This window comes from Ezakiella peruensis (assembly GCF_900215725.1).
Taxonomy (GTDB): Bacteria; Bacillota; Clostridia; order Tissierellales; family Peptoniphilaceae; genus Ezakiella; species Ezakiella peruensis.
Window position 1 is genome coordinate 82,928 of record NZ_LT962470.1, and the last position, 22,775, is coordinate 105,702.

19 protein-coding genes, 1 tRNA gene and 1 other RNA gene are annotated in these 22,775 nt (G+C 38.7%); 3 read left to right on the forward strand and 18 right to left on the reverse strand.

What is annotated here, in order from left to right; all coding sequences use genetic code 11:
• Window positions 1-4: 4 nt before the first annotated feature.
• The 4 genes from CUU59_RS05315 to CUU59_RS05330 all read right to left on the reverse strand — a co-directional run bounded on the left by CUU59_RS05315 (window position 5) and on the right by CUU59_RS05330 (window position 3,059).
• Window positions 5-1,453 (reverse strand): TIGR04282 family arsenosugar biosynthesis glycosyltransferase, encoded by a 1,449-nt coding sequence (locus CUU59_RS05315; RefSeq protein WP_099950966.1) that lies wholly within the window; start codon window positions 1,451-1,453, stop codon window positions 5-7.
• A gap of 85 nt (window positions 1,454-1,538) precedes the next feature.
• Entirely contained in the window at window positions 1,539-2,255 is a 717-nt protein-coding gene (locus tag CUU59_RS05320) for a rhodanese-like domain-containing protein (protein WP_075574646.1), read from the reverse strand.
• Between the two features lie 444 nt (window positions 2,256-2,699).
• Window positions 2,700-2,969, reverse strand: an RNA gene (gene ffs / locus CUU59_RS05325) — signal recognition particle sRNA large type.
• A tRNA-Ser gene (locus tag CUU59_RS05330) sits at window positions 2,970-3,059 on the reverse strand.
• A gap of 216 nt (window positions 3,060-3,275) precedes the next feature.
• On the opposite strand from CUU59_RS05330, the gene CUU59_RS05335 reads away from it, so the two are divergent.
• Entirely contained in the window at window positions 3,276-4,760 is a 1,485-nt protein-coding gene (locus CUU59_RS05335) for an ATP-binding cassette domain-containing protein (protein ID WP_099950967.1), read from the forward strand.
• 53 nt (window positions 4,761-4,813) lie between these two features.
• On the opposite strand, the gene CUU59_RS05340 is transcribed toward CUU59_RS05335, so the two are convergent.
• From CUU59_RS05340 to CUU59_RS05390, 11 genes are all read right to left on the reverse strand, one after another.
• Complete coding sequence (locus CUU59_RS05340; protein ID WP_099950968.1) at window positions 4,814-5,293, reverse strand: hypothetical protein; 480 nt, start codon at window positions 5,291-5,293, stop codon at window positions 4,814-4,816.
• A gap of 61 nt (window positions 5,294-5,354) precedes the next feature.
• Window positions 5,355-6,041: a CPBP family intramembrane glutamic endopeptidase gene (locus tag CUU59_RS05345; protein ID WP_099950969.1), complete on the reverse strand. Its 687-nt coding sequence runs from the start codon at window positions 6,039-6,041 to the stop codon at window positions 5,355-5,357.
• 58 nt (window positions 6,042-6,099) lie between these two features.
• Window positions 6,100-7,290 carry an amidohydrolase gene (locus CUU59_RS05350; protein WP_099950970.1) on the reverse strand — a complete coding sequence of 397 codons (1,191 nt, stop codon included), beginning with the start codon at window positions 7,288-7,290 and terminating at the stop codon, window positions 6,100-6,102.
• A 100-nt stretch (window positions 7,291-7,390) separates the two neighbouring features.
• Window positions 7,391-8,392 (reverse strand): uroporphyrinogen decarboxylase family protein, encoded by a 1,002-nt coding sequence (locus CUU59_RS05355; protein ID WP_099950971.1) that lies wholly within the window; start codon window positions 8,390-8,392, stop codon window positions 7,391-7,393.
• Window positions 8,382-9,011: a cobalamin B12-binding domain-containing protein gene (locus CUU59_RS05360; protein WP_099950972.1), complete on the reverse strand. Its 630-nt coding sequence runs from the start codon at window positions 9,009-9,011 to the stop codon at window positions 8,382-8,384. Before CUU59_RS05360 ends, CUU59_RS05355 begins: the two co-directional genes overlap by 11 nt.
• The gene (locus CUU59_RS05365; RefSeq protein WP_099950973.1) at window positions 9,004-9,600 is read right to left on the reverse strand and encodes a hypothetical protein; all 597 of its coding nucleotides are present in this window, start codon (window positions 9,598-9,600) and stop codon (window positions 9,004-9,006) included. Before CUU59_RS05365 ends, CUU59_RS05360 begins: the two co-directional genes overlap by 8 nt.
• A gap of 83 nt (window positions 9,601-9,683) precedes the next feature.
• The gene (mreB, locus tag CUU59_RS05370; RefSeq protein WP_099950974.1) at window positions 9,684-10,718 is read right to left on the reverse strand and encodes a rod shape-determining protein; all 1,035 of its coding nucleotides are present in this window, start codon (window positions 10,716-10,718) and stop codon (window positions 9,684-9,686) included.
• Window position 10,719: 1 nt separating this feature from the next.
• Window positions 10,720-11,973: a UDP-N-acetylglucosamine 1-carboxyvinyltransferase gene (gene murA, locus CUU59_RS05375; RefSeq protein WP_099950975.1), complete on the reverse strand. Its 1,254-nt coding sequence runs from the start codon at window positions 11,971-11,973 to the stop codon at window positions 10,720-10,722.
• A 127-nt stretch (window positions 11,974-12,100) separates the two neighbouring features.
• A complete protein-coding gene (locus tag CUU59_RS05380) occupies window positions 12,101-13,525 on the reverse strand; it encodes an aspartate ammonia-lyase (RefSeq protein WP_099950976.1) in 1,425 nt (474 codons plus the stop codon).
• Window positions 13,526-13,650: 125 nt separating this feature from the next.
• Window positions 13,651-14,169, reverse strand: coding sequence for a copper amine oxidase N-terminal domain-containing protein (locus CUU59_RS05385; RefSeq protein ID WP_169922867.1), 519 nt, complete (start codon window positions 14,167-14,169; stop codon window positions 13,651-13,653).
• Window positions 14,170-14,293: 124 nt separating this feature from the next.
• The gene (locus CUU59_RS05390) at window positions 14,294-15,679 is read right to left on the reverse strand and encodes an alanine/glycine:cation symporter family protein (protein ID WP_099950978.1); all 1,386 of its coding nucleotides are present in this window, start codon (window positions 15,677-15,679) and stop codon (window positions 14,294-14,296) included.
• A gap of 352 nt (window positions 15,680-16,031) precedes the next feature.
• Here CUU59_RS05390 and CUU59_RS05395 point away from each other — a divergent pair, with 352 nt between their 5' ends.
• Window positions 16,032-17,351, forward strand: a complete 1,320-nt coding sequence (locus tag CUU59_RS05395) for a C1 family peptidase (RefSeq protein WP_099950979.1) — start codon at window positions 16,032-16,034, stop codon at window positions 17,349-17,351.
• Window positions 17,352-17,360: 9 nt separating this feature from the next.
• A complete protein-coding gene (locus CUU59_RS05400) occupies window positions 17,361-18,695 on the forward strand; it encodes a C1 family peptidase (protein ID WP_099950980.1) in 1,335 nt (444 codons plus the stop codon).
• Between the two features lie 127 nt (window positions 18,696-18,822).
• On the opposite strand, the gene CUU59_RS05405 is transcribed toward CUU59_RS05400, so the two are convergent.
• The 3 genes from CUU59_RS05405 to CUU59_RS05415 form a co-directional block, all read right to left on the reverse strand.
• On the reverse strand, window positions 18,823-19,806 hold the full coding sequence (locus tag CUU59_RS05405; protein WP_099950981.1) for a hypothetical protein: 984 nt from the start codon (window positions 19,804-19,806) through the stop codon (window positions 18,823-18,825).
• A gap of 234 nt (window positions 19,807-20,040) precedes the next feature.
• On the reverse strand, window positions 20,041-20,700 hold the full coding sequence (locus CUU59_RS05410) for a hypothetical protein (protein ID WP_146036075.1): 660 nt from the start codon (window positions 20,698-20,700) through the stop codon (window positions 20,041-20,043).
• A gap of 37 nt (window positions 20,701-20,737) precedes the next feature.
• Entirely contained in the window at window positions 20,738-22,534 is a 1,797-nt protein-coding gene (locus tag CUU59_RS05415) for a sulfatase-like hydrolase/transferase (protein ID WP_099950983.1), read from the reverse strand.
• Between the last annotated feature and the right edge of the window lie 241 nt (window positions 22,535-22,775).

Genomic DNA, 22,775 nt, shown 5'->3' on the forward strand with positions numbered 1-22,775 from the left:
ACCTCTAATAAAATCTTTCCCTTAACATTTTTAAGAAATCTAAGCTTAAAAATTTATCTATCTTATTCTCTGTATCTTCATTTTTTATGGCCCGGTCGCTGGAGTACTCCCGCTTAGCCATGGAGCACCAGGTAACCCCCCTTAGGGTGTTGAAGGTCATAAATTGTTTTAATAATACGCGGTTTACTGGTCGGTACTTTTCGTATTCACTTAAAAAGTTTTCGATTTCTGCGTCCGACAAAATTTTATCGGTCTTCCAATTGGTCGTAGTCGGTACCAAAAAGTGGGCCAAGTCCTGTTCGCAGTCGCCAATAATGGGCTTCTCCCAATCTATAATATAAGAATTATTATTGATAATAAAATTGCGATTGTTAAGTTCTGTATTTATTATAGACGGTCGATCCATTTGGGCATCCAAGTCATAAGAGCCTGCAATTTCCATAAGCTGGTCGATAAACTTTTCGACTTCCCTGTCCCGGTCCTCCCAAGATTTGTAGTGGGAGTACATGGACAAGCATTCCTCGTACATCATCTTGAAGGGCTTATCTGCGCGAATGAGTTTTGAATGGCTGGCGTCCATATTGTGAACGGTTGACAAAAGTCTGGCAGCTGTCGCCATGTCTTTGTCGTAATCGAGGGGCCGGCCTGTCAAATATTCCATGGTCAAAAAGCCATAGGGAATATATTCGCCAACTTTTTTGCACTCATAGGCCTTGGGCGTTACACCTGATTTTTCTAGCTCTTTTAAGGCTCCATACTCATAGGCAATTTGGTCTTTGCCAAGTCCCATTTGACTGGCAAAGTTAATGCGAAAAACCCTATCGCCAACCTTGTAGTTGACATTATATTCGCCCCTGCCGATCAGGTCAATATCAAAAATTCCCGTCTCTGCTCGGACCAGGTCGTCAAACTCATCTATGTCCAAGATTTCTTTTAAGACCTTGACCTTAAATCCTTTTTCTTCTGCCAGGTCAAGTGTATCTGTGAGTACGTGGGGCGTAGAATATTCTATGCCAGTAAAAATATCGCATTCCCTATTCATTCCCACCAGTCCGTAGCCGCCGTCAGCTACGGGAGCAATGACTATATCATAATCGTCAAGAGCCTCATAAGCAGACTTAATCAAGGCATCATCTATGCCAACCAAGTCCGAGCCAATTAAAATCACCTTGTCATTTGACTTGAGCTCATTATAAATGGCCTCCTTCATCCGCCTGCCCAAGCTGCCTTTGACCTGGGGCTTATGGGGAACTTTTGTAAGGTCGACATTTAAAAAATCCAATTTTTCATAAGCTCCAGTAAAATAAATCGTGCAGGGAAAGTGGTTTATGGATACAAAGGTATCTTTTATTAGCTTTCGGCAAATTGCCAAAACTTTTTCGTCATCTATAAATTCCCTTAAACGTGATTTACAAAAACCAGGCTCAGGTGCTTTTGTGAAAAATATAATCATATGCTCTTCCTTAAAAAAACAAGGGAGATTCACCTACACTTGTTTTTAAATTGTAGAAAATCTCCCTTTCATATTTTTATTTAAATTATTTTACTAGTTCGTATTCGTATTCCTTAGTTCCGTCGATAGCGTTTGTAACGTCATATCCTTCTTCAGCAAGCTTGTGAGCTCCGCCAAATGATCTGTTTCCTGAATAGCAGTATGTTAGAACTGGCTTATCCTTTGGAATTTGATCTAGGATATTTAAAACGTCATCAGCTGTTGTGTTGATAGCGCCTGCAATGTGGCCTTCGTTGAAGTCTTTTTCTTCTCTGAAGTCAAGAATTGTAACGTCGCCCTTAATAAGTTCAGCAAATTCTGGTCCAAGAACTGATTTAGCCTTGGTCATAGTTGTGTATGCGAAGTCTTTTACGCCTTCAGCATTTAAAACCTTTGTAAAGCCATTGTCTTGAAGAATTTTTTGAGCTTCTCCACTCTTCTTACCTGTGTTGCAAACTGTGATAACATTCTTATCTTTGAAAGATTCGATTTCTGAAAGTCTGCTTTCAAGTGTATCAAGTGGAATGTTGATAGCGTGTTTTACGTGTCCTTCGTTATATTGTTCAGGACCTCTAACGTCGATTACAAGGTAGTTTTCTTTTTCCTTGTTGTCTTCTTCAATCTTGTCTAAGTCTGCACCTGAGATTGTACCATCAGCGCTTGCTGTTGAATCAGTCTTTGCTGGTGCATCATTTGATTTACATCCAGCAAAAGCTAATAATAAAGCAAGGATGCAAACTAAAAAAATATTTTGTTTTTTCATAATTTCCTCCTAAATGAAAATATCTAGTGGCAATAGCCACTTTCGATATTATAGCAGATAATGATAAAAATATCCAATAAATTCCATCTATAAGAAAAGCCGACCTATAGATGAAACTTATAATGCAAAGTGCTAAATTTTTTCCAAAATGAAAGGCCTTACATATATATTTGCAAATTACATTTTAAAAATACAATACTCTGCCCTCAAAAGTTTAAAGACCTGGAGAAACTTAAATAAAATTTGCAAATGCAAATAAAAAATAAATTAAAATCAAGAAATTTTTTCCAAAATGAAAGGCCTTTGATATCCTAAGGTAAATTGCATTTTATAAAAATAATTCTCTGCCCTTTGAAGATTGAAGGCCTGAAGATTTTAAATAAAAATTGAGAAGCGAAAATAAAAAAATGCAATAAAAAAAGAGCTTTCGCTCTTAAATATGTAAGGTGCGGACTTAGAATCGAACATTTGCAACCGTGCCCACCATGGCACTTGGCTCCTCACGGATGGCTATATGTCACACGAAAGAAACGCGTATCGCTGCTTCGTTCCCGACCTGACGAGGTTCGGCGCACTTTACGTTGCATATAGGTCCAATGTATCAACACCAAGATGCCACAATAGCATCCGACCACAAAAAGCCCTCAAAAAAGTCAGACTCTGCTACAGCGGATTGCAGATTACAAGGAACCGCTAGCCCCCCGTCTTGCACCATGGCGGAGAGAGAGGGATTCGAACCCTCGATACGTTTAAGCGTATACTCGCTTTCCAGGCGGGCGCCTTCAACCGCTCGGCCATCTCTCCATGAGCTATTATTATAAATGATTTTTAATAATTTGTCAAATAGAATTTGTATTTGTAAAAGGTCTTTTAGAGTGCTATAATAAAGTTATCATTTACAGAAAGGAAGTGTCAAGATGACAATTATGGCTTAAGAGCCTTCAAATGAGGGCACAGATCAAAACAGACGCGGAATTTGTGTCCAACAAATCCGCCTTATAAAAATAATAAGGAGGAAATATGTTACAAGTTAATAATTTATCTATAAGAAACCTAAGGGACTTAAAAGTCTTGGTAAAAGACTTGTCCTTTGTGGTAAACCCTGGCGACAAAATCGCCATTATCGGCGAAGAAGGAGCCGGCAAGTCTTCGATTTTAAAATGCATTTTAAAGGACCCCGCCATACAAGATTACTTGGAAGTGGAAGGATCAATTAAAAATTCTTTTGCGACTGGATACTTGCCACAAAATCTGGACGCCTATTATGATTTATCTGTTAGCGAATATTTGGGCGAAATCAACCACTCCATTATTTATGGAATTTTGGATGACCTTGGTCTTGATTATGATTTTATAAGTCGCGATACACAAATTAAAAAGCTATCTGGCGGTGAGAAAATCAAACTGGCTTTGGTGAAAATCCTAATGGCTGAACCTGATCTATTGCTTTTAGACGAGCCGTCCAATGACTTGGATCTGGCAACCGTCTATTGGCTGGAGGATTTTATAAGGCATTCGGACTTAGCGATTTTATTTATCTCCCACGACACGGAACTTTTAAAGGCTACAGCTGAAGGCATTATCCATCTGGGAAAAACTTCGACCTTTGTCCCCATAGCCTACGAAGACTTTATAGACAGGAAAAATCGCAAGTACGCATCAGACCTTATGATCGCCAACAAACAAAGAGCCGATTATAAAAAGCGGATGGAGAGGCTCCAGCAAATCTACCAAAGAGTTGACCACGAGCAAAAGGTCATCAGCCGGGCTGACCCAGCTGGCGGCAGATTACTGGCCAAGAAGATGCACGCAGTCAAGTCTACCAGGAGGCGTTTTGAAAGGGAAGCGGAAAATTTTTTAGAAATTCCAGAAGCTGAGGACAAGATTTTAATTAAGTTTTCCAATTACCAGCCCCTGCCAGCAGCCAAACCCATAATAAATCTGGTAGACTATGAGCTAAAAATCGGCGAAAATATTTTGTCGAAAAATATTAATTTAGATTTTTACGGCCAAGATAAGATTGGCATAGTTGGTAAAAACGGGGTTGGCAAGACTACACTCTTTCGAAAGCTGACCGAAGAATTAAAAAATCGGAATGATATAAAGCTTGGCGCCATGCCCCAGGACTACAGGGAAATTTTGGATTACAATCAGACCGCCTACGAATTTTTATCAGTGGACGGGACCAAGGACGAGCGGACGAAGATTATGACCTACCTATCCAGCGTGAAATTTTCCAAGGAAGAAATCAATCGCAAGATGGGCGATTTAAGTCCAGGACAAAGGGCAAAAATAATTTTGACCAAACTGGATTTGGACGGTGCAAATGTCTTGCTCTTAGACGAGCCAACGCGAAATTTTTCGCCCCTCTCGATCGACGAGCTCAACTCCGTCTTCGCAGACTTCAAAGGAGCAATATTTGCAATCTCCCACGACAGGTCCTTCCTGACCCAAGCCTGCGACAAAATCTACGAGTTAAATCCCAACGGCCTTAAAGAAATATAATATAAAAATAGCGAGAGCAGAACTCTCGCTTTTTGTGTGGGATAAACAGATTCTTAATCCCTTTCATAAATCCTATCCAGACAATTTATATCTGTATTAATTATATACACTACTTTTAAATCTTTAGAAATATAATACTTATAAGGTCTAAATGGATTTCTTACAAATAAATCTTTTATAAATAGGTCATCTATATTATCGTTGTTATTTATTATAAATAGTTCAGTCATGCTTTTAATTGCTTCTAAATCTATATTCTTATCAATACTTTCAGTTTTTCTATGAAAACTAAAGCTGTCATCATTTATAAGATTCCATACATACACTGCTTGACACTTGTTGCACTTCCAAAAATAATAATTACTTAATTCATAATCGCTATAATATGTTATATCCAAGAGTTTTGGATTTTCTAATTTTAGGTATTTGCTATTATATTCATTTAATATATCTTTGGTAAAAACATCATATACAACACTTCCGTCATGATCAACGATTATACTCTTACATATACTACAAACCATCCCGCCCATTTATATCTCCTTTTTTCTATTTAAAAACATAAAAGACTCTATATCTTATATTTTTTTATATCTATAGCACTTTGAAAAATATTGATGCCCAGACAGAAATCATGGCATTGTAAACCCCGTGAGCAAATATTAATGACAAAGTTGTAATTCCTGAAATTTTTAATCTAATCAAACAAAATATAAGTCCCAGTATGCTTGTTGCAATTACTTGAATCAAATTTCCAGAAAAAATATGAAAAAAGCCAAAAAGTATTGAGGATAAAATAATTGCTGGCCATTCTCCACTAAAAATATTCCTTATCTTGCCATAGATAAGCCCTCGAAAAACAAATTCTTCGACCGCTCCTACAGCAAATATACAATAGAGAAACTCATACATAAACTGCCAAAAATATTTATAGCGGCGACCATTATCCACATATTTCCCCAAACCCATTAAATGTGGAAGCAAGGTTAAAGCAAAAGACATAATAAGCCCTGCAAATATTCCTAAAAGCACCTGTTTGCTTATAAAAGTTTTCGTAAATCCATATGCAGAGAGTTTGTCATCTGTCCGAGCCATGATAAGTATGGGTACCAAAGCGATAATCCAATAGGAGGCTATTACTCCAAGCATCCTATATATTAGAGGCCATTTCAAAACTATATTTTGATTTAGATATAAAACAATATATACTCCTGTCATTGCACCCCAGTAAATTAATATCAAATCTATTATATTTTTTCTAGTAACTAAATTTCTATCCATAAAAATTCATCACTCCTTAAAAAAACTAATAATGTATCCCTTTTAATATTTCAAAATCTTAATTAATTTCTACCTCTTCCAGCATTTCTTTGGCCACAATCTTTAAAGACTCAAAATAAAATTCTAAATTGCTATCGTCGAAGTCAAATTTGTCGGAGTGGTGGGGGCCGGCGAGTTTGGCTCCCAGTAGCAAATGCAGAGCCTTGTGGCCATTTGATTTAGCGTAATTTAAATACCTGGTAACGTCTTCGCTGGCACCAAAATCAGGAAGCTTGGTCGTCCTTATATTGTTTTCTTCTAAGGCATTTGAAATCTTATCAACCAAATCAAAATCTTCTTCATGATAGCTTTCGGACCTGCCTTTAAAAATTATTTCATAGGACCCCTCTCTGGCCTGGCTGATTCCAGCTGCTATTTTTTCAATATTAACCAGCATTTCATCCACCAGATAGCTTTCGACTGCCCGTGAGTCAATGCCTAGTTTGCAAGTTTTCATTACAATATTATCGGCCTGGCCTCCGTGGACCTGGCCAATATTTAAAACCTTGCGGCCGCGGCTGTCGTTTATAAGTTCTGCCGCCATCTGTGCAAAGGCTGCCGCCATTGTAAAAGCAGACGCTCCGTCTTGTGGACTGTTGCAGGCGTGGGCTGGGCGACCATGAAAAATTAAATCGAGTTTTTGGGCAGCCACAAAATTTGTACTGCCAACTCCGATTGTCCCTTGGGGCTGACCCAGGCCAATATGAAAGCCAAGTGCACAAGTGGTCTCTGCCATTATAAAATCCAAATCCATCTTAACTGATCCCAAAACGCCTTCCTCTGCTGGTTGGAAAAGAATCTTTGCAGAGATATTGTTGTCAGCAAAATATTCTGCCATGGCAAGCCCCAGCGTTATATGACCATCGTGGCCGCAGGCGTGCATATTTTTCTCCGCTCTAAAACCCTCCTTGGCCGGCAGGTGGTCGTCATCTTCTGATTCACTAACAGGGAGTCCATCTATGTCCACCCGCATGAAGATATATGGGCCCTTGCCAATTACTGCCATGGCACCAGTCATTCCATTTTGTAAGTCTTTGGATAAAAGGTCTTTATCATCTGTAAAGCCCTGGTCCTTGTAGAGATTTCGCCCGTAAAAAATCTTGCAGTCGAATGTTTTTAATATATTTATAATTTCTTTTGTCGTTCTCACTTCTTCAAAGTCAATTTCTGGAAAAGTGTGAAAGAACCTACGAGTTTGTATTAAATCCATATTATCACCTTGCCTTCATTATAGCAGAAAAGTTTAAAAACTTATAGGCAGAAATTTTTCAAATAAAAAATGCAGGCGGATCTCTCCAACCTGCATGTAATTAAAATTTTGTCATGTATGATTTTGTTATTTCAATGGCCCTCTTGATATTTTCATCTGGTGCATCATTTGGCGCATTGCAACCAAAAGCGACCATGTAGTTTGGATAGGCTTCCAGGTCTTCAAGGAGCTTATAAGTCACCCTCTCCACATCTTCAATCTTTCCACGGCCAATTATATCAATGGGATCAATGTTACCAACCAAGACCATGTCGTCTGGGAAAATTTTTACAGCTGATTTTAGATCCATAATTTGGTCCAGGCTAATAGCATCTGGGCCCGACTCAATCATAATGGGCAAAAATTTTCTGGTGTCTCCGCAAATGTGGAGCTGCTTCCAACAGTCGACGGATTCATAGACCGATTTTAATCGCGGCAAAACGAGCTCGCGGAAGTTCTCTGGACTCAAGGTAACTGACGCCGGCTCAGCAATTGACATGTATTTTACACCAGCCTCTACAACGGCCTTGGCGTAAGTGCAAACGCATTGGCAAGTAAAATCCAAGAGCTCAACCACAAAGTCTTTGTTTTTTATTAGCTCTCTCAAAAGATGGGTTGCACCTGCCAGTTGAACTGCCAATGTAAAGGGCCCAAAAATCGATACATAAAGGGGCTTGTCAATCCCAGTCGCAATTAGATTTTGTGATTTTAAATTTGTCGGCATCCGCCCATCTTTTTTGGGGTCGGGAACTTTTAGGGCCCGAACATCTTCGATTGTTAAAACCTTGTGCTCAAGTGGGCTTGGAAAATCGTAATCGGGTTTTAAGAGCTTGACGCCCAGGGTCTCGCTAATAATATTTCCATCGCTTAAGGGATAGACAAAGTCGCCTGGAAATTCTTGGTCCAAAATTTTTGCCATTTCAAATTGGACTTCAGGGTTTTCGTAGACCTCGTAGACTTTTTTATTTACAAATTTTAATCCGTTGGTTCCCAGGTCTGTCAAAAAAAATCGCCTGGGCTCCGATGTGATGTATTCCATAAGTGTCATATTTCTAAAGTCCATTGGTCAGCCTCCTAACGAGTTCTACAGCCTCAACAGCATTTTTGGAGTAACCGTCTGCACCAATTTCATCGGCAAAGCTTTGGCTGATGGGTCCACCTCCGATTATTATGAGCGGGGTCTTGCCCTGATTTAATTTTACCACCTTTTCCATATTGTGCATTGTGGTGGTCATCATTGTCGATAAGCCAATGAAATCTGCCCCAACCTCCTCAGCTTTTTTGACAAAGTCTTCGGCCTTTACATTGAGGCCCAAATCGTAAACATCAAAATTGGCAGCTTGAAACATAATCTTTACGATGTTTTTGCCAATTTCGTGTAGGTCACCTTCCACAACGCCAATTACAATTTTGGGTCCGTCTTTTTTCATTTCGTGGTTAAACTTTTTTTGCAAGTATTTAACGCCCTTGTTCAAAGTATCAGCGCAAACTATAACCTCTGATACATAATATTTTTCGTCTTCAAAAAGCTTGGTAACAGCAAGCATGCCTCCGGATAAGCCTTCGTTGTAAATCTCTTCATCGCTAACGCCATTTGCCAGGGCCTGGTCGATCAGGTCTATAATGTTATCCTCATCCATGTCCACCACGGCGTTTTTGATATTCTCTAAATATTTATTCATCCATTGCTCCTCTCATATCGCATTTAAAATCGCAGGCGTCACAAGGAGATCCCTCTTTCTCCATGTCATCTGCTTCCGCATCTTTTAGCTTGGCCCTAAGGGCAACTGACTTTACGGGATAGAGCTGATGATAATCGTTTATCTTTATGTAGCCCGTATCCATCATCTGGTGGATGTCAGCTTGCAAATCAATCCCATAGTCCTTGCCGCCAGGATAAAAATACTTATATGGGGTCTTCTGATATTTGGCCTTTACTTCTTTTACTATAAAAGACCTGATCACATCCAGGCAAATTACCCCGATCTTATCCACAATCATGGCGTTCATGGCCTGGCCGTCCTCAACCAGGAGATCTATCCGCTCTTCAAACTTAGGACCAACAGAATAAATCATATTGATCTCATCGCCAACGATCTTGTAATTATAAAATACATCCAGAAGATCTGGTACATTTTCCATTTCTTGATCAATTTTTTTCTGGATAACTTTTGGAGCCGGCCTATCGGTAAAGCCCAAAAACCTCTCGACAACCCTCTTTTTACTGTTAACTTTTTTAATTAATTCAGCTTGGTAAATAAATTCCCTCATAAAATAATAATAACAAAGCTTAAGCTTTTATTCCAATAAAAAAAATCTATAAGGTGAGCCCACCTTATAGATAAATTTTATAACTATTTCTTGTATCTGCCAACTTGTGACTTGGTAGCGTTGGACTTGTCCAAAATTTCCATCCATTCCAAGCTCTTGCCCGTACCGATAGCAACGCATTCAACTGCATTTTCGGCCACACGAGTTTGGATGCCTGTCCTTTCTTCGATAATATTTGGCAGTCCGCGAAGTAGGGCTCCGCCCCCTGTCATAATAATACCTTGGTTAGAAATATCCGCTGCCAATTCTGGTGGTGTCCTTTCAAGGACATAGTGAACTGCTTCTAGGATTTCTTGGACAGGTTCTTTAAGGGCTTCAAGCATATCGTTTGAAGATACAACCACGTTCATTGGCAGGCCTGAAACCATATTTCTGCCCTTGATTTCCAAGAATTCTTCTTCCTCAAGTGGATAAGCGCAACCGATCTTTACTTTGAGTTCTTCGGCTGTGCGTTCACCAATCATCATATTGTGTTTTTTCTTTACAAATCTGGTGATGGCCTCGTCAAAATTATCGCCAGCAACTTTTATACTCCTGGAGACAACGATGCCGCCCAAAGAAATTACAGCTACGTCAGTTGTGCCGCCGCCGATATCTACGACCATATTGCCTGTTGGAGCGGTGATGTCTAAGCCCGCACCGATAGCTGCTGCAACTGGTTCTTCAATTAAGTAGGTCTTAACAGCGCCTGCTTCATTGGCCGCTTCAATAACAGCTCTCTTTTCAACTTCTGTACAACCAGATGGGACACAGACGATTAGTCTTGGCTTGAGCAAGGTCCTTCCCAAAGATTTTCCAATAAAATATTTGAGCATGCGCTCGGTTACATTGTAGTCGGAAATTACGCCTTCCTTCAAAGGACGGATCGCTACAATATTGCCTGGGGTCCTGCCCAGCATCTTCCTGGCTTCTTCGCCAACTGCTAAAAATTTATTTGTATATTGGTCAATTGCAACAACCGATGGTTCTTGCAAGACTATGCCTTTTCCCTTTACATAGACCAAGACACTAGCTGTACCCAAGTCTATACCCACATCATTTCTAAGAAAAAACGCCATCTTATCCCTCTCTCCTTATATCTGCGCCAATGCCTTTAAACTTTTCTACCAAGTGTTCATAGCCCCTATCAATATGATAAATATCGGAAATTTCTGTCTCGCCATCAACGGTCAGGCCCGCTATAATAAGTGCTGCCCCACATCTGAGGTCAGTGGCCTTTACCTTGGCTGGACGGAGCTTCTTGACACCTTGGACGATGGCATTTTTGCCATCAATGCGAATATTCGCTCCCATACGGTTTAGCTCGTCAACGTGCATAAACCTATTTTCAAAAACTGTTTCTATAATAACACTCGTGCCTTCTGATATTGCAGCCAGTGCCATAAACTGAGCCTGCATGTCTGTTGGCATACCAGGATATGGCAAAGTCTTTATATCAAAGGCAGATATTTTTTTATCTGCTATAACATTTATGGAATCTCCATTTTCATGGATGATAACTCCAGCTTCTCTGAGCTTTGCAATTACAGGACGCATGTGGCTGGTAATTACATTTTCTACAACGATATTGCCACCTGCAGCTGCTGCCGCAATCATAAAGGTTCCCGCTTCAATCCTGTCGGGAATAATTTGGTGCCTACACCCATGGAGTTTGTCAACACCCTTAATCTTTACAATGGATGTGCCCGCCCCTCTGACATCAGCCCCCATTTTATTTAAAAAGTTTGCCAAGTCTACAATTTCAGGTTCGCAAGCAGCGTTATCTATAATGGTTTCGCCTTCTGCTAAAGTCGCCGCCATCATTATATTTTGTGTGGCGCCAACGCTTGGGAAGTCCAGATAAACTTCAGTCCCAACCAGCTTTTCGCATTCGGCTGTAACCATGCCGTGTTCGGTTACCACATCTGCTCCCAGGGCTTTGAAGCCCTTTAAATGAAGATCGATTGGTCTGGTTCCGATTGCACAACCACCTGGAAGTGCATTTGCGGTGTGACCCATCCTTGAAAGAAGAGGTCCCATGACACAAAAACTCGCCCTCATCTTGCTCATAAGCTCAGGGCCAGTAGTTGTATTTGTAATATTTCTTGCATCAAATTTATAGGTATGCTCATCAAGCCTGTCTATAACTAGACCAAGGCCTCTTAGCACCTCTGATAAAATCTCAACGTCTTTTAAGTTTGGCATGTCTTCTAAGATGACTTCGCCATCACATAAAATTGTGGCACACATGATAGGAAGGGCTGCATTTTTTGCTCCGCTCACCCTAACTTGGCCACTCAAAGGGCCTGTGCCTTTTACAATATATTTTTCCAAAATCTTCACCTTTCTACTCACTAATTTTACCATAGAAGAAATAAAAATACAAGAATGCAAGGTGTCTTGGCCAAAGAATTATTACCACAAAAAAATTGCCCCCAGAGGAGGCAATTAAATTTATAAATTAATTTTTCTTTTCATCCAGCAAGTGCTTGCCAGCAATGCCTGGTTTTGTAAGTTCCATAGCATCTAAAATTTCATCTAGATTTTCATTTGTCATAATCTTATCTCTTAGGATAATTTCACGAACTGGAACACCGGTCTTCAGTGATTCCTTAGCGATAGCTGCAGATGGTTTGTAGCCGATGTGTGGTACAAGGGCTGTGATCATACCGACTGATCTGCCAAGAAGTTCTTCGATACGGTCTTCGTTAGCTGTAATTCCGTCTACGCAATTTACTCTTAGAGTATTCATAGCACCTGTGAGGGCTTCGATTGATTCGTAGAGGGATTTAAATAAAACTGGTTCAAAGGCATTTAATTCAAATTGACCAGCCTCTACACACATGGAAACGGTTGTGTCATTACCTGCAACCAAATATGCAGCTTGGCTAACAACTTCTGGAATAACAGGATTTACTTTGCCTGGCATAATGGATGAACCATTTTGCTTTGGTGGTAAATTAATTTCTCCAATACCTGTGCGTGGTCCCGAGCTCATAAGTCTTAAATCGTTTGAAATCTTTGATAGACTTAGGCCCAAAGTTTTAAGAGCACTTGATAAGGCTGAGAGCACGTCTAAGTTTTGTGTACCATCAACCAAGTCTTCAGCTTGGTGAAGTTCGTAGCCTGTGATCTTTGATAGGTTTGGAACGATTCTTTCTAGGTAATCTGTGTCAACATTAATTCCTGTGCCGATTGCAGAAGCGCCCATATTTACAGTTTTAATTGCTTCGATAGCATCTGAAATTCTAACGACATCGCGTTTTAAGGCATCCCTGTAGGCTGCAAATTCTTGGCCCAATCTAATTGGAACTGCGTCTTGAAGTTGGGTCCTGCCCATCTTTACAATGTGATCAAATTCTTTGGCCTTGTGGTCAAAACTTTCAATTAAAAGTCCAAGTTCATTAATCATGCTATCAGCAAGAGCAATTGCCCCTAGCTTACCAGCTGTTGGGTAAACGTCGTTGGTTGATTGGCCCATATTTACATGGTCGTTTGGATGTACGAACTCATACTTGCCTGGCTCATTGCCAAATTCACGTTCAGCAAGGTTTGCGATGACTTCATTTGCATTCATGTTGGCAGTTGTACCTGCACCACCTTGAACAGGGTCAACAATAAACTCTTCGTCAAATTTTCCTTCTATAACTTGGTCAGAAGCCTTTACAATTGCATCCTTAACCTTTTCTTCCATAACGCCTGCTTCAAAGTTTGAGATAGCACAAGCCTTTTTAACTTGGCCAAGAGCCTTGATCATTGCTGGGTGCAAAGATGAATGTGTAATTCTAAAGTTTTCATAACCTCTTAATGTTTGAACGCCGTACAGAGCATCAGCTGGAACTTGCTTTTCTCCAACTGAGTCAGATTCTAAACGAAATTTTTCCATGGATACCTCCTAAAATATTATAAATTAACTATAGCACAAGTCAGGTTTAAATTCAAATGATAATTAGAAAACCCTTTATCAAATAAAAATCCGCAGGCCTCTAAGCTGCGGATAAAAATTAATTTTTATTTTTTTAGGATTAGACTAATGGTCTTTGCTTCTTCGTCCCACAGAATTTCTTTATTTTTAGATAATTCTAGGAGGTCTCTAATATTTGAAATAGATACATAAGTTCTGCCGTCCCTTACTTCAAAGTTAGGCTCAGTATCTATCTTTTGCTTGTTAACTCTAAGGATTTTGCTATCTACATAAAATTCAATTATATTGTCATTGTCAGAAAGTATAATGGTCCTTGTCTTTGCATTCCACTGAACATCATAGCCAATAACTTTGGCGATATATCTGATTGGGAGCATTAATTCTTCACCTTTCATGTAGGCTGCAGCATCCATCATGTCATTTACTTCATTGTTTTTATAATCCCTTTCTCCAATTGTAAAAACCCCTATAATAGGTTTTCCTACAAATTCTTTCTTATCTTCATTTTTTTCTGCTGACTTATCGCCCTCAGCGTAAACTGTAAAAGCTGGTAAAACTAAAAGAGCTGCCAGCAGGATTGCTAGAACTTTTCTTAAATTTTTCATCATAGCCTCCTTTAAAAGATATATTTTAAAAAGATTTTCTATCTTTTCATAACATTTATACCCAATTTTATATATAGAAAATCGGACCCTTATACATGGTCCGATTTAAGAAAATTATGAAAAATTATTTTTTATCTAACAAATCAAATTCTTTTTTGGATTTGACAACTACATTTGAGAGTATCAAAACTGCAATTACGTTTGGCAGAACCATTAGGGCGTTAAAGAAGTCCGATAAATCCCAAACTGTAGCCACTGGAATTAAGGTCCCTACAAATACTGCAAGGCCAACCAAAATTCTAAATGGTGTCAGAGCTTTTTTTCCGAACAGATACATAATGTTGGATTCACCAAAATAATACCAGCCAATAATGGTTGTAAAGGCGAAGAACAAGAGCGAAACTGCTAAAAATATTTCTCCTGCCCTTCCATAAGCTATAGTAAAACCGAGTTGTGTAACTGCTGGCCCGTGGATAGATCCATCGGCTGCTGCAGCCATGTGGGCTTCTGGTAGCAAGATTATAAGAGCTGTCATGGTGCAAATAATAAGTGTATCTACAACAACTCCAGCTATAGCTACTAAACCTTGATTGCCTGGGTGAGGTACGTCTGCAACTGCGTGAGCGTGTGGGGTTGAACCCATACCTGCCTCATTGGAAAATAATCCACGAGCAATACCCAGTCTCATGGCCTGCTTCATGGTTGCACCAATCATACCGCCAGCCACCGCATTAACTCCAAAGGCTCCGTCAAAAATTTGCTTAAAAGTGTTGCCAAGATTTGCCCTAAACTTAAAGATAATTGCAAAACCTGCAATAATAAATACTAGGGCCATAATAGGTACGACAGTTTCTGCAACTTTTGAAATTCTTTCGATGCCGCCGGCCACAATCAAAAGTACAAGTACTCCAAGTACGGCACCCACCACGACAGGTGGAATGTTAAAGGCGGTTTCCAGTGAAGTTGAAATTGAATTGGACTGAACCATATTGCCTGCTAGTGGCAGGGCCAAAATTATAAACACTGAGAACAAAGTCGCCAAGACCTTACCAAGTTTTTTATTTTTGATTCCCTTGGACATATAATATGAAGGTCCACCGTAAATGGACCCATTTTTTTCTTCCCTGTAGATTTGAGCGAGTACCGCTTCTGCAAAAATCGTACCCATGCCTAGAATTCCCGACATCCACATCCAAAATACTGCTCCTGGTCCGCCTGCCATAATTGCTGTAGCAACACCGGCTACGTTACCGGTTCCAACTTGGGCGGCTATTGCAGTTGCAAGTGCTGCAAAGGATGTAACTTCACCTGCTTCATCAGGTTTTTTCTTGTCAGCCTTCTTGGTAAAAACTCCTCCAAAAGCTTCTTTCATTGCTCTTCCAAATTTTACTATCTGTGGAAAGCCAAGTCTAATTGTAAAATATAGACCTGTTCCCAGCAGGGCGTAGACTAAAATATTGTCCCATAGAAAATTTGAAATAGCTTTTACAATACTAAAAATATTGTTCATTGTATCCTCTCCTTTTTTAAAAATCTCCTTCTATATCTTTATCATAACACAGCGACAAACATAAAACAAGAAAATTTATAAAAAAATTATAAAATTTTATGAAATATTTTTATGATTTTAATTAGCTTTGTTAATCTTTTGTATTTTATAAGTTCAGCCCTTTATGTTTCTCTATAGAAAGAAAATTTATTTTTGTCTTTATGACTTGTGTTTTTGTGCTTAAAAGAAATTTTATTTTTCATTTGTATTTCGAATGTCGAAACACTTGTATTATAAAATTCATAGTGCTATAATTAACTTGTTGATGAAATTTATCAATTAATTTATCAATTATACTAAAAAGGAGGAACTTATGGAAAAAGAAATTACCAAATCCAGGATCAAAAAATTTCAAGAATCTTACGACGAAAATTTTAGCCTGGCCGCACAAAATATGGTAGCTACTGTTGGAATAATGGATGCGTCCGTGGACAGTCAATTGCTCCAAAAAAATCCGAATGTATTCTCAAAAGAGCTTAAGATCGGTAAAATGACAAACCAAAGGCAATCCGGCCGCTGCTGGATGTACGCAGGTTTAAATACAATTAGGGTGGAAATGATGAAGGAATTAAAGCTTGCTGACATTCAATTTTCACACAAGTACTTGTACTTTTATGACAAACTTGAAAGGGCCAACCAATTCTTAGAAGATGTCATCAGACTCAAAGACAAGGATTTAGATGACAGACTAAATCAAGCCGTCCTTCAATGGGCAGCAAGCGATGGAGCTTGGTGGACAACATTTTCAAGGCTGATAAATAAGTACGGGATCGTACCTGAATACGTTTATCCTGATACAAAAAATGTCGAATGCACCAACTTTATTATAAATAACCTTGACAAGCGTCTAAAAATTGCTGCCAAAGATATTAGAAATGCATATAAAGATGGCAAGGAAGAAAAAATCGATCAGATTAAAGACGAGGCCCTAAAAGACGTCTACAAAATCACAGCCATTTCCCTTGGCCTACCACCAAAGAGATTTGACCTCATTTTAAAGGACAAGGACGGAGAATTAATCGAACGCAGAAATATTTCTCCAAAGGAATTTTTCAACGAATTCGTAGCCCAAGACATCAACAAATACGTTGAACTTGGCAACTACCCTGGCAAAAATAAAGAAGAAAACGTTCTTTATGAACGCGACTTCATCCAACAAAGACTTGGGGGCAGCCTCCAATATGTAAACGTTTCTACAGATAGGATGAAGGAAATCATCATTGCTATGATCGATGCTGACGAGCCAGTTTGGTTTGCTTGCGACGTTGGCAAGGACTCCCTAATCTCACGCGATGGACTTGGCACAGGCCACATGGTCTACAATTTATTAAATAGAGATGCTCTCTTTGGTATAGATACCGAATGCACCAAGGTCGAAAGACTTGAAACCATAGAATCATACGGCACTCACGCCATGGTAATCGTCGGCTACGATAAATCAGCTGATGGCCTTAAGTTTAAAGTTGAAAACTCATGGGGCACAAAGGCTGGCATAGGCGGCTATTTGATTATGGATGAAGCATGGTTTGACAATTTCGCTTATGAAATAATTCCTAAGAAAGAATTTTTAAATGAAGAAGAACTAAAGGCCTTTACAAAAGACCCAGTCAAACTGATGCCTTGGGAATCGTAGGAGGTTTATATGAAACAATTAAGCATAGATAAAATAAATGAATATGAAGCAGAGTTTTTAAAAGACAAGTCCAATCTTGTCCGCATGAACGCCGGCTCATACAATCCACTAAACAAAGTTGTAGTGGACATAAACAGACTAAAAGACGAGCCCTTTAACTTTAACAACGACATCAAAAATGGAGAAATCACCAACCAAAAGGCTAGCGGCCGCTGCTGGATGTTTGCTTCCATGAATGTTATGAGAAATATCGTTATGAAGAAGTTGAATCTAGAAAATTTTGAATTTTCACAGTCCTACACCTTATTCTGCGACAAACTCGAAAGGGCCAACTACTATTTGGAAGCCATGACCCAAAAAGCCAAGGACCCAATCGACGATAGAGAAGTCCAATACCTCATGGGTGAAGTCCTAGGTGACGGCGGCCAATGGGATATGTTTGTAAACCTGGTTAAAAAGTACGGACTCGTTCCAAAATACGCTTATCCAGAAAGCACAAGCTCATCCAATACAAGAGAGCTCAACAAATACCTGGTAAAGGTCCTTCACAAATACACAGTTGATATAAGAAAAGCTGTGGGCGAAGGCAAGAGTAAAAAAGAAATCTCTGCCATTAAAGAAGAAGCCCTCCAAGGCGTTTACAATGTCTTGACTGCAACACTCGGCAGATTGCCAGAAAAATTTGACTTCATAGCTTACGATAAAGACAACAAGCTAATCGAAGACAAAAATCTCAACCCACAAAAATTCTTTGAAAAATATGTGGAAATGGAAATCGACGATTATGTATCCCTCATCAACGCTCCAACTGAAGACAAACCATTTGGCAAGACCTACACCATAAAATACCTGGGCAATGTCATCGAAGGCAAGGAAGTAAAGCACTTGAACCTAGCCATCGAAGATTTAAAGGCAGCAGTCCTCGCCCAATTAAAAGATGGCATGCCAGTTTGGTTTGGTTGCGACGTTGGCAAAGATTCATTTAGCGAAGACGGCAGAGCCATGCTCGACACAAAGATTTCCAACTATGACGAACTCTTTGGTATAGACTTACAACTATCAAAGGCCGACGCCCTTGACTACTATCAATCACAAATGACCCACGCCATGACCTTCACAGGTGTTGAAGTCAAAGACGGCAAGTCATTAAGATTTAAAGTTGAAAACTCATGGGGAGATAAATTTGGCTACAAGGGCCACTACACCATGACAGATGACTGGTTTGACAAATACGTCTACCAAGCAGTCGTCAACAAAAAATACCTGTCAAAGGACATGCAAAAAGCCTATGACAAAGATCCAGTAGTCCTAAAACCATGGGACCCAATGGGATCACTCGCATAAAAACAAAACATTTTTCAGTTTTCCTTTCTTGCCAGAGTCCAGATTTGGACTCTGGTTTTTTGTACATAAAATTTCCCCATAAAAAAACAGGCCCCAAGGGACCTGCCTTAAAAGTCAAAATTAAAAACTATTTTCCGTCTTTATTTTCTACTTTATTGTCGTCTTTGTCATCGTCGATTTTGTCTTCGATTTTATCTTTGATTTCTTCAATCTTATCTTCAGCTTTTTCTACAGCTTCTTCAGCTTTTTCTTTTACTTCTTCAGCTTTTTCTTCTACTTTCTCTTTGATTTCTTCAATTTTTTCAGATAATTCTGAAAATTCAATTGCAAATTTGTCATTAACTAATTCAGCTTCAAACTTTGCTGTCTTTTCAGCTGTTGTGATTGTTCCATCGTATTCGTAAACAACCTTGTCATCATCTTTTTCTTGTTTGATTTTGTTAACAGTGATGTTTTTAATTTCGCCTAGTTCTTTTGCTGCAGCTTCTGCTTCAATAGCTTTTACTAGAGCTTCTTTAGCTTTTTCATTAAGTTCAACACCTGTTTCGTTAACGAATGGTTCTAGAACTTCTTCTTTCTTTTCTTCAGCATTTTCTTCTTCAGCTTTTTCATCTTTTTCTTCTACCTTTGATGAAAGTTCGATAGCCCTTGTTTCTTCGTTGAAATGAACGCCAAAGCCGATTAATTCGCCAAGTTCTCTTAGTTGTAGGTAGTTGTTTTGGTTGATAACAGCTGTTTTTACCATTTTTTCTTCACCATTGAAAACGAAAGCTTGTTCGCCCATAAGAGCTTCAACTTTACCTTCTGGGAATTCAACTAGGTCTGAGTCTAGCTTTTCGTAGGCTTCGCCTGTTGTGATAACAACTTTGTGGTCTTCATATCCTACGTTAAACTTTGCATCTGTTGCTGTTAAGATTGCTGCAACGTCACGTAGTTTTACATAGTTTCTTTGGTTGATTAAGTATGCACCTAGGTCAACTTTTCCACCGTCTAGGTATACTTCTTGGAAGGTTTTTTCGCCTTCAGCTTTTACTGGTTCTGCTTCTGCTGCAAAAGCAAAACTGCTAGCAAGTAGTACAAATACTAATGCTAATGAAATAAATCTTTTCATAATTCCTCCTAAAATTTTTCTTGCATGAAATCATGCTTTATATAGTTTAGCACAATCTAAATATTTTATCAAGATAAGCCTTGTGCCATACTAGCTTCGATAATCCATGTTGTTTTAACAACATGGATTAATTATTTTTTAAGCATGAATAAAATTAAAAATAACTCATACACCAAAGGTGCAAACAATATCCCAAAGAAAAAAGCCTATCCAAGATAGGCTCTTTGTTGTGGGTTATTTGTTTTTAACAACTTCATGAATATTTGCTATGAAATTATAACCATCTTTATAGTCCATAATAGACATGGTCGTATAAGTTTTATTTGCATATCTATATACTATTGTATACTTTACCCCATCAACAGATTGTTCAATATATCTTACTTTCTTTACAACATTTTTTGGATCTACCTTAACTTCCTTATATCTTTTTTGGCCACTAGCAAGTAATTCGGCTGTTCTCCCTTCTTCTAATGTCATTGCTTTACTTATAATGCTCTCGAATTTTTTAACATCGTTATTAATGTATGGTTCATATAGGTCATCAATTAGCTTAAAGTGTGCACTATCCTTTTCATTAAGGCTTTCAAAAGATTTATCAGTGAGTCTTTTTATTGCAGTGTTTCTAATTCCTGCATTAGTACCTCTAATATTATATTCAATTCTAACTAAGGAGTTGTTGCCATAGTCATATTCTCTGGAAATTTCAATGCGGTTTCCAAAATTAATGGCCATTCCCCTAGCCTTAAAATCCTTTTTGAAAATGTCGGCACCAATTTTTGAAGCAAAGCCTTCAAGTTGGTTTATATCATTTTGTATAACTTTATCATCAAGTCTGTTATTTAAGAGTGTAAATAATGCATCAGAAGCAAGTTTGTATTCAGAATTATTCATTCCATTATAAAAATATATCAAGGAGGACAAATATATTTTACTTGTCCTCCTTGTACATAAAGTGTGTATTGGTATAGTAGTCAACTGAAAGTAGTTTGTGCATGGTTGACTTTATTGGATCAGTTGCGGTTGGGATTAGATCAGAGCCTTTTTTTGTATAAGATGTATTAAATACACTTATATCAGGAAATTCATTCCTTTTAATTTGCATGGTCTTGGTCCCCTCAAGTCCCATCTGGTCAAAGGCATAACCCATAAGATATTGGGGAGACAATGTTGGTCCCTCGCCTACAAATTCATTTCCAGTCACTTCCTTGGCCTTGTCGTTGGCCCAAATAACATATGGGGTCCTGTATCTATTTACATAACCCCGCCAGGTCTTTGGATCTACGTCTACTCCCATGGCCTCAAAACCGACGTCGTCTTGGCCCAGGAATGGATTGTGGTCGCCAAAGGCAATTACCATTACGGGCTCGTCATCGTCTTTTAGCTTGTCTAGCAAGTCCCTAAAGGCTTCTGAAGAACTTTTAATTCCGTCAAAGTAAACATTGGTTTCCTTTAAGGCCTTTTCATCTACAGAAAAATCTGGCTTTATATATGCAGGCACATTGTAGTCTACGTGATAAGGTCCATGGTTTTGCATGGTGATCGTCATATTAAAATAGGGTTTGCCAGTTTTTTTATTGTCCCTATAGTCTTTTAGGACATACTTGAAAAGCTCTTTATCTGGCATATAATAATTTTTCCCCCAGACTTCATCAAAGTAATTCTCATCATAGAGAAAGCTATCAAATCCCAGATATCTGTTGGCGTTTTTGCGGTTGTAAAAAACGCCCAAATGTGGATGCATGGACACAGTGTTGTAGCCTTGAGATTTAAGATACCAAGCATATGAATTTACCTTGCGATTGTATCTTGGCTGATCGTAGACACCCGTTAAAAAAGTTCTCTCGGTATTTATAGTGCCGCCGCCAAAGACGTGGACGATGAGGCTGCCGCTAATGCTGGCGTCCTTTATTTCATCATAGGCTTCGTAAGGATATTTATTAAAGTCCACACCAAGCTTGGAAAAATCGTTGTAGGACTCAAACATAATGGCAATAATGTTCACCTTTTTATCAGCAGGAATGTCGGCATCTTCATACTTTTCCCAGGCCGTTTTTGCAAAGTCCTCGTCATATCCATCTGGTTTGCTAATGCTAATAGCGTTATATGAATGCATAAAAGAATAGACCATGCCCCTGGCCTTCTCATTTTCTACATCAACCCATGGACTAAAGCCTTCGACCTTGGTCTGGGCATAAATTGTATTGTCCGTAGTAACTTTAAAGACAAAAAAGGCAAAGGCAAGCGAAAGTGCCAAGCCAGTCCACCTCATCCAGCCCCTCACTTTGAAATTGCGGGCTAGCAGATAACAAATCGAAATAAATAAGATTAAACCGGATGCAAACCAGATCCAATTCGGCCACTGGATTGCAAAATCGTGGTCAACCATATTCATAGCCTCATATATGAGAGTCATGTCCAGCATATTAAAAGTCTCTTCCCTATAGAAAATCTTGGAAGCGTTGGTTACACCCATCAAGATAATGACAGTTGATCCAATAAAAAATGCCAGCCAAAAGCGCCCAGTCAAAAAATATAGCAGGTATAAAAAAGCCAAGATTGGCAAGAAATTATATTTAAAAATAGCCTTGTTGTTAATGAATTTTATAAATAATTCTCGGTCCATGTCCGGCTCTACAAACAAAAAGCTTATCAGAGTAAGGGCAAAGGCCAAGATTGTAAGTAGAAATAAATCTAAAATTAAATTTTTAAACTTATCCTTTTGCATTACTATTGCCTCCTCAATTATCCATAATTATACTCTTTAAAGCTAGCCTTGTCAAACGCAAATGGCTAAATACTCAAATATACAAGCTTTGTCCGTCAACTTTTTTCTCCAAAGATTTTTTGAATTTTAACCCGCATTTATAAAAATTTTCTCATGATTTTTAATAAGAAAAATCCTACAAGCAGTCATTTTTTTCACTCTTGAATAATAAATTTGATCTTAAAGATCAAAAAAATTAAAA

Coding starts and splice junctions, on each gene's coding strand:
- CUU59_RS05315 (WP_099950966.1), bottom strand. CDS start 1,453: ATGATTATATTTTTCACAAAAGCACCTGAGCCTGGTTTTTGTAAATCA.
- CUU59_RS05320 (WP_075574646.1), bottom strand. CDS start 2,255: ATGAAAAAACAAAATATTTTTTTAGTTTGCATCCTTGCTTTATTATTA.
- CUU59_RS05335 (WP_099950967.1), top strand. CDS start 3,276: ATGTTACAAGTTAATAATTTATCTATAAGAAACCTAAGGGACTTAAAA.
- CUU59_RS05340 (WP_099950968.1), bottom strand. CDS start 5,293: ATGGGCGGGATGGTTTGTAGTATATGTAAGAGTATAATCGTTGATCAT.
- CUU59_RS05345 (WP_099950969.1), bottom strand. CDS start 6,041: ATGGATAGAAATTTAGTTACTAGAAAAAATATAATAGATTTGATATTA.
- CUU59_RS05350 (WP_099950970.1), bottom strand. CDS start 7,290: ATGGATTTAATACAAACTCGTAGGTTCTTTCACACTTTTCCAGAAATT.
- CUU59_RS05355 (WP_099950971.1), bottom strand. CDS start 8,392: ATGGACTTTAGAAATATGACACTTATGGAATACATCACATCGGAGCCC.
- CUU59_RS05360 (WP_099950972.1), bottom strand. CDS start 9,011: ATGAATAAATATTTAGAGAATATCAAAAACGCCGTGGTGGACATGGAT.
- CUU59_RS05365 (WP_099950973.1), bottom strand. CDS start 9,600: ATGAGGGAATTTATTTACCAAGCTGAATTAATTAAAAAAGTTAACAGT.
- mreB (WP_099950974.1), bottom strand. CDS start 10,718: ATGGCGTTTTTTCTTAGAAATGATGTGGGTATAGACTTGGGTACAGCT.
- CUU59_RS05380 (WP_099950976.1), bottom strand. CDS start 13,525: ATGGAAAAATTTCGTTTAGAATCTGACTCAGTTGGAGAAAAGCAAGTT.
- CUU59_RS05385 (WP_169922867.1), bottom strand. CDS start 14,169: ATGAAAAATTTAAGAAAAGTTCTAGCAATCCTGCTGGCAGCTCTTTTA.
- CUU59_RS05390 (WP_099950978.1), bottom strand. CDS start 15,679: ATGAACAATATTTTTAGTATTGTAAAAGCTATTTCAAATTTTCTATGG.
- CUU59_RS05395 (WP_099950979.1), top strand. CDS start 16,032: ATGGAAAAAGAAATTACCAAATCCAGGATCAAAAAATTTCAAGAATCT.
- CUU59_RS05400 (WP_099950980.1), top strand. CDS start 17,361: ATGAAACAATTAAGCATAGATAAAATAAATGAATATGAAGCAGAGTTT.
- CUU59_RS05405 (WP_099950981.1), bottom strand. CDS start 19,806: ATGAAAAGATTTATTTCATTAGCATTAGTATTTGTACTACTTGCTAGC.
- CUU59_RS05410 (WP_146036075.1), bottom strand. CDS start 20,700: ATGAATAATTCTGAATACAAACTTGCTTCTGATGCATTATTTACACTC.
- CUU59_RS05415 (WP_099950983.1), bottom strand. CDS start 22,534: ATGCAAAAGGATAAGTTTAAAAATTTAATTTTAGATTTATTTCTACTT.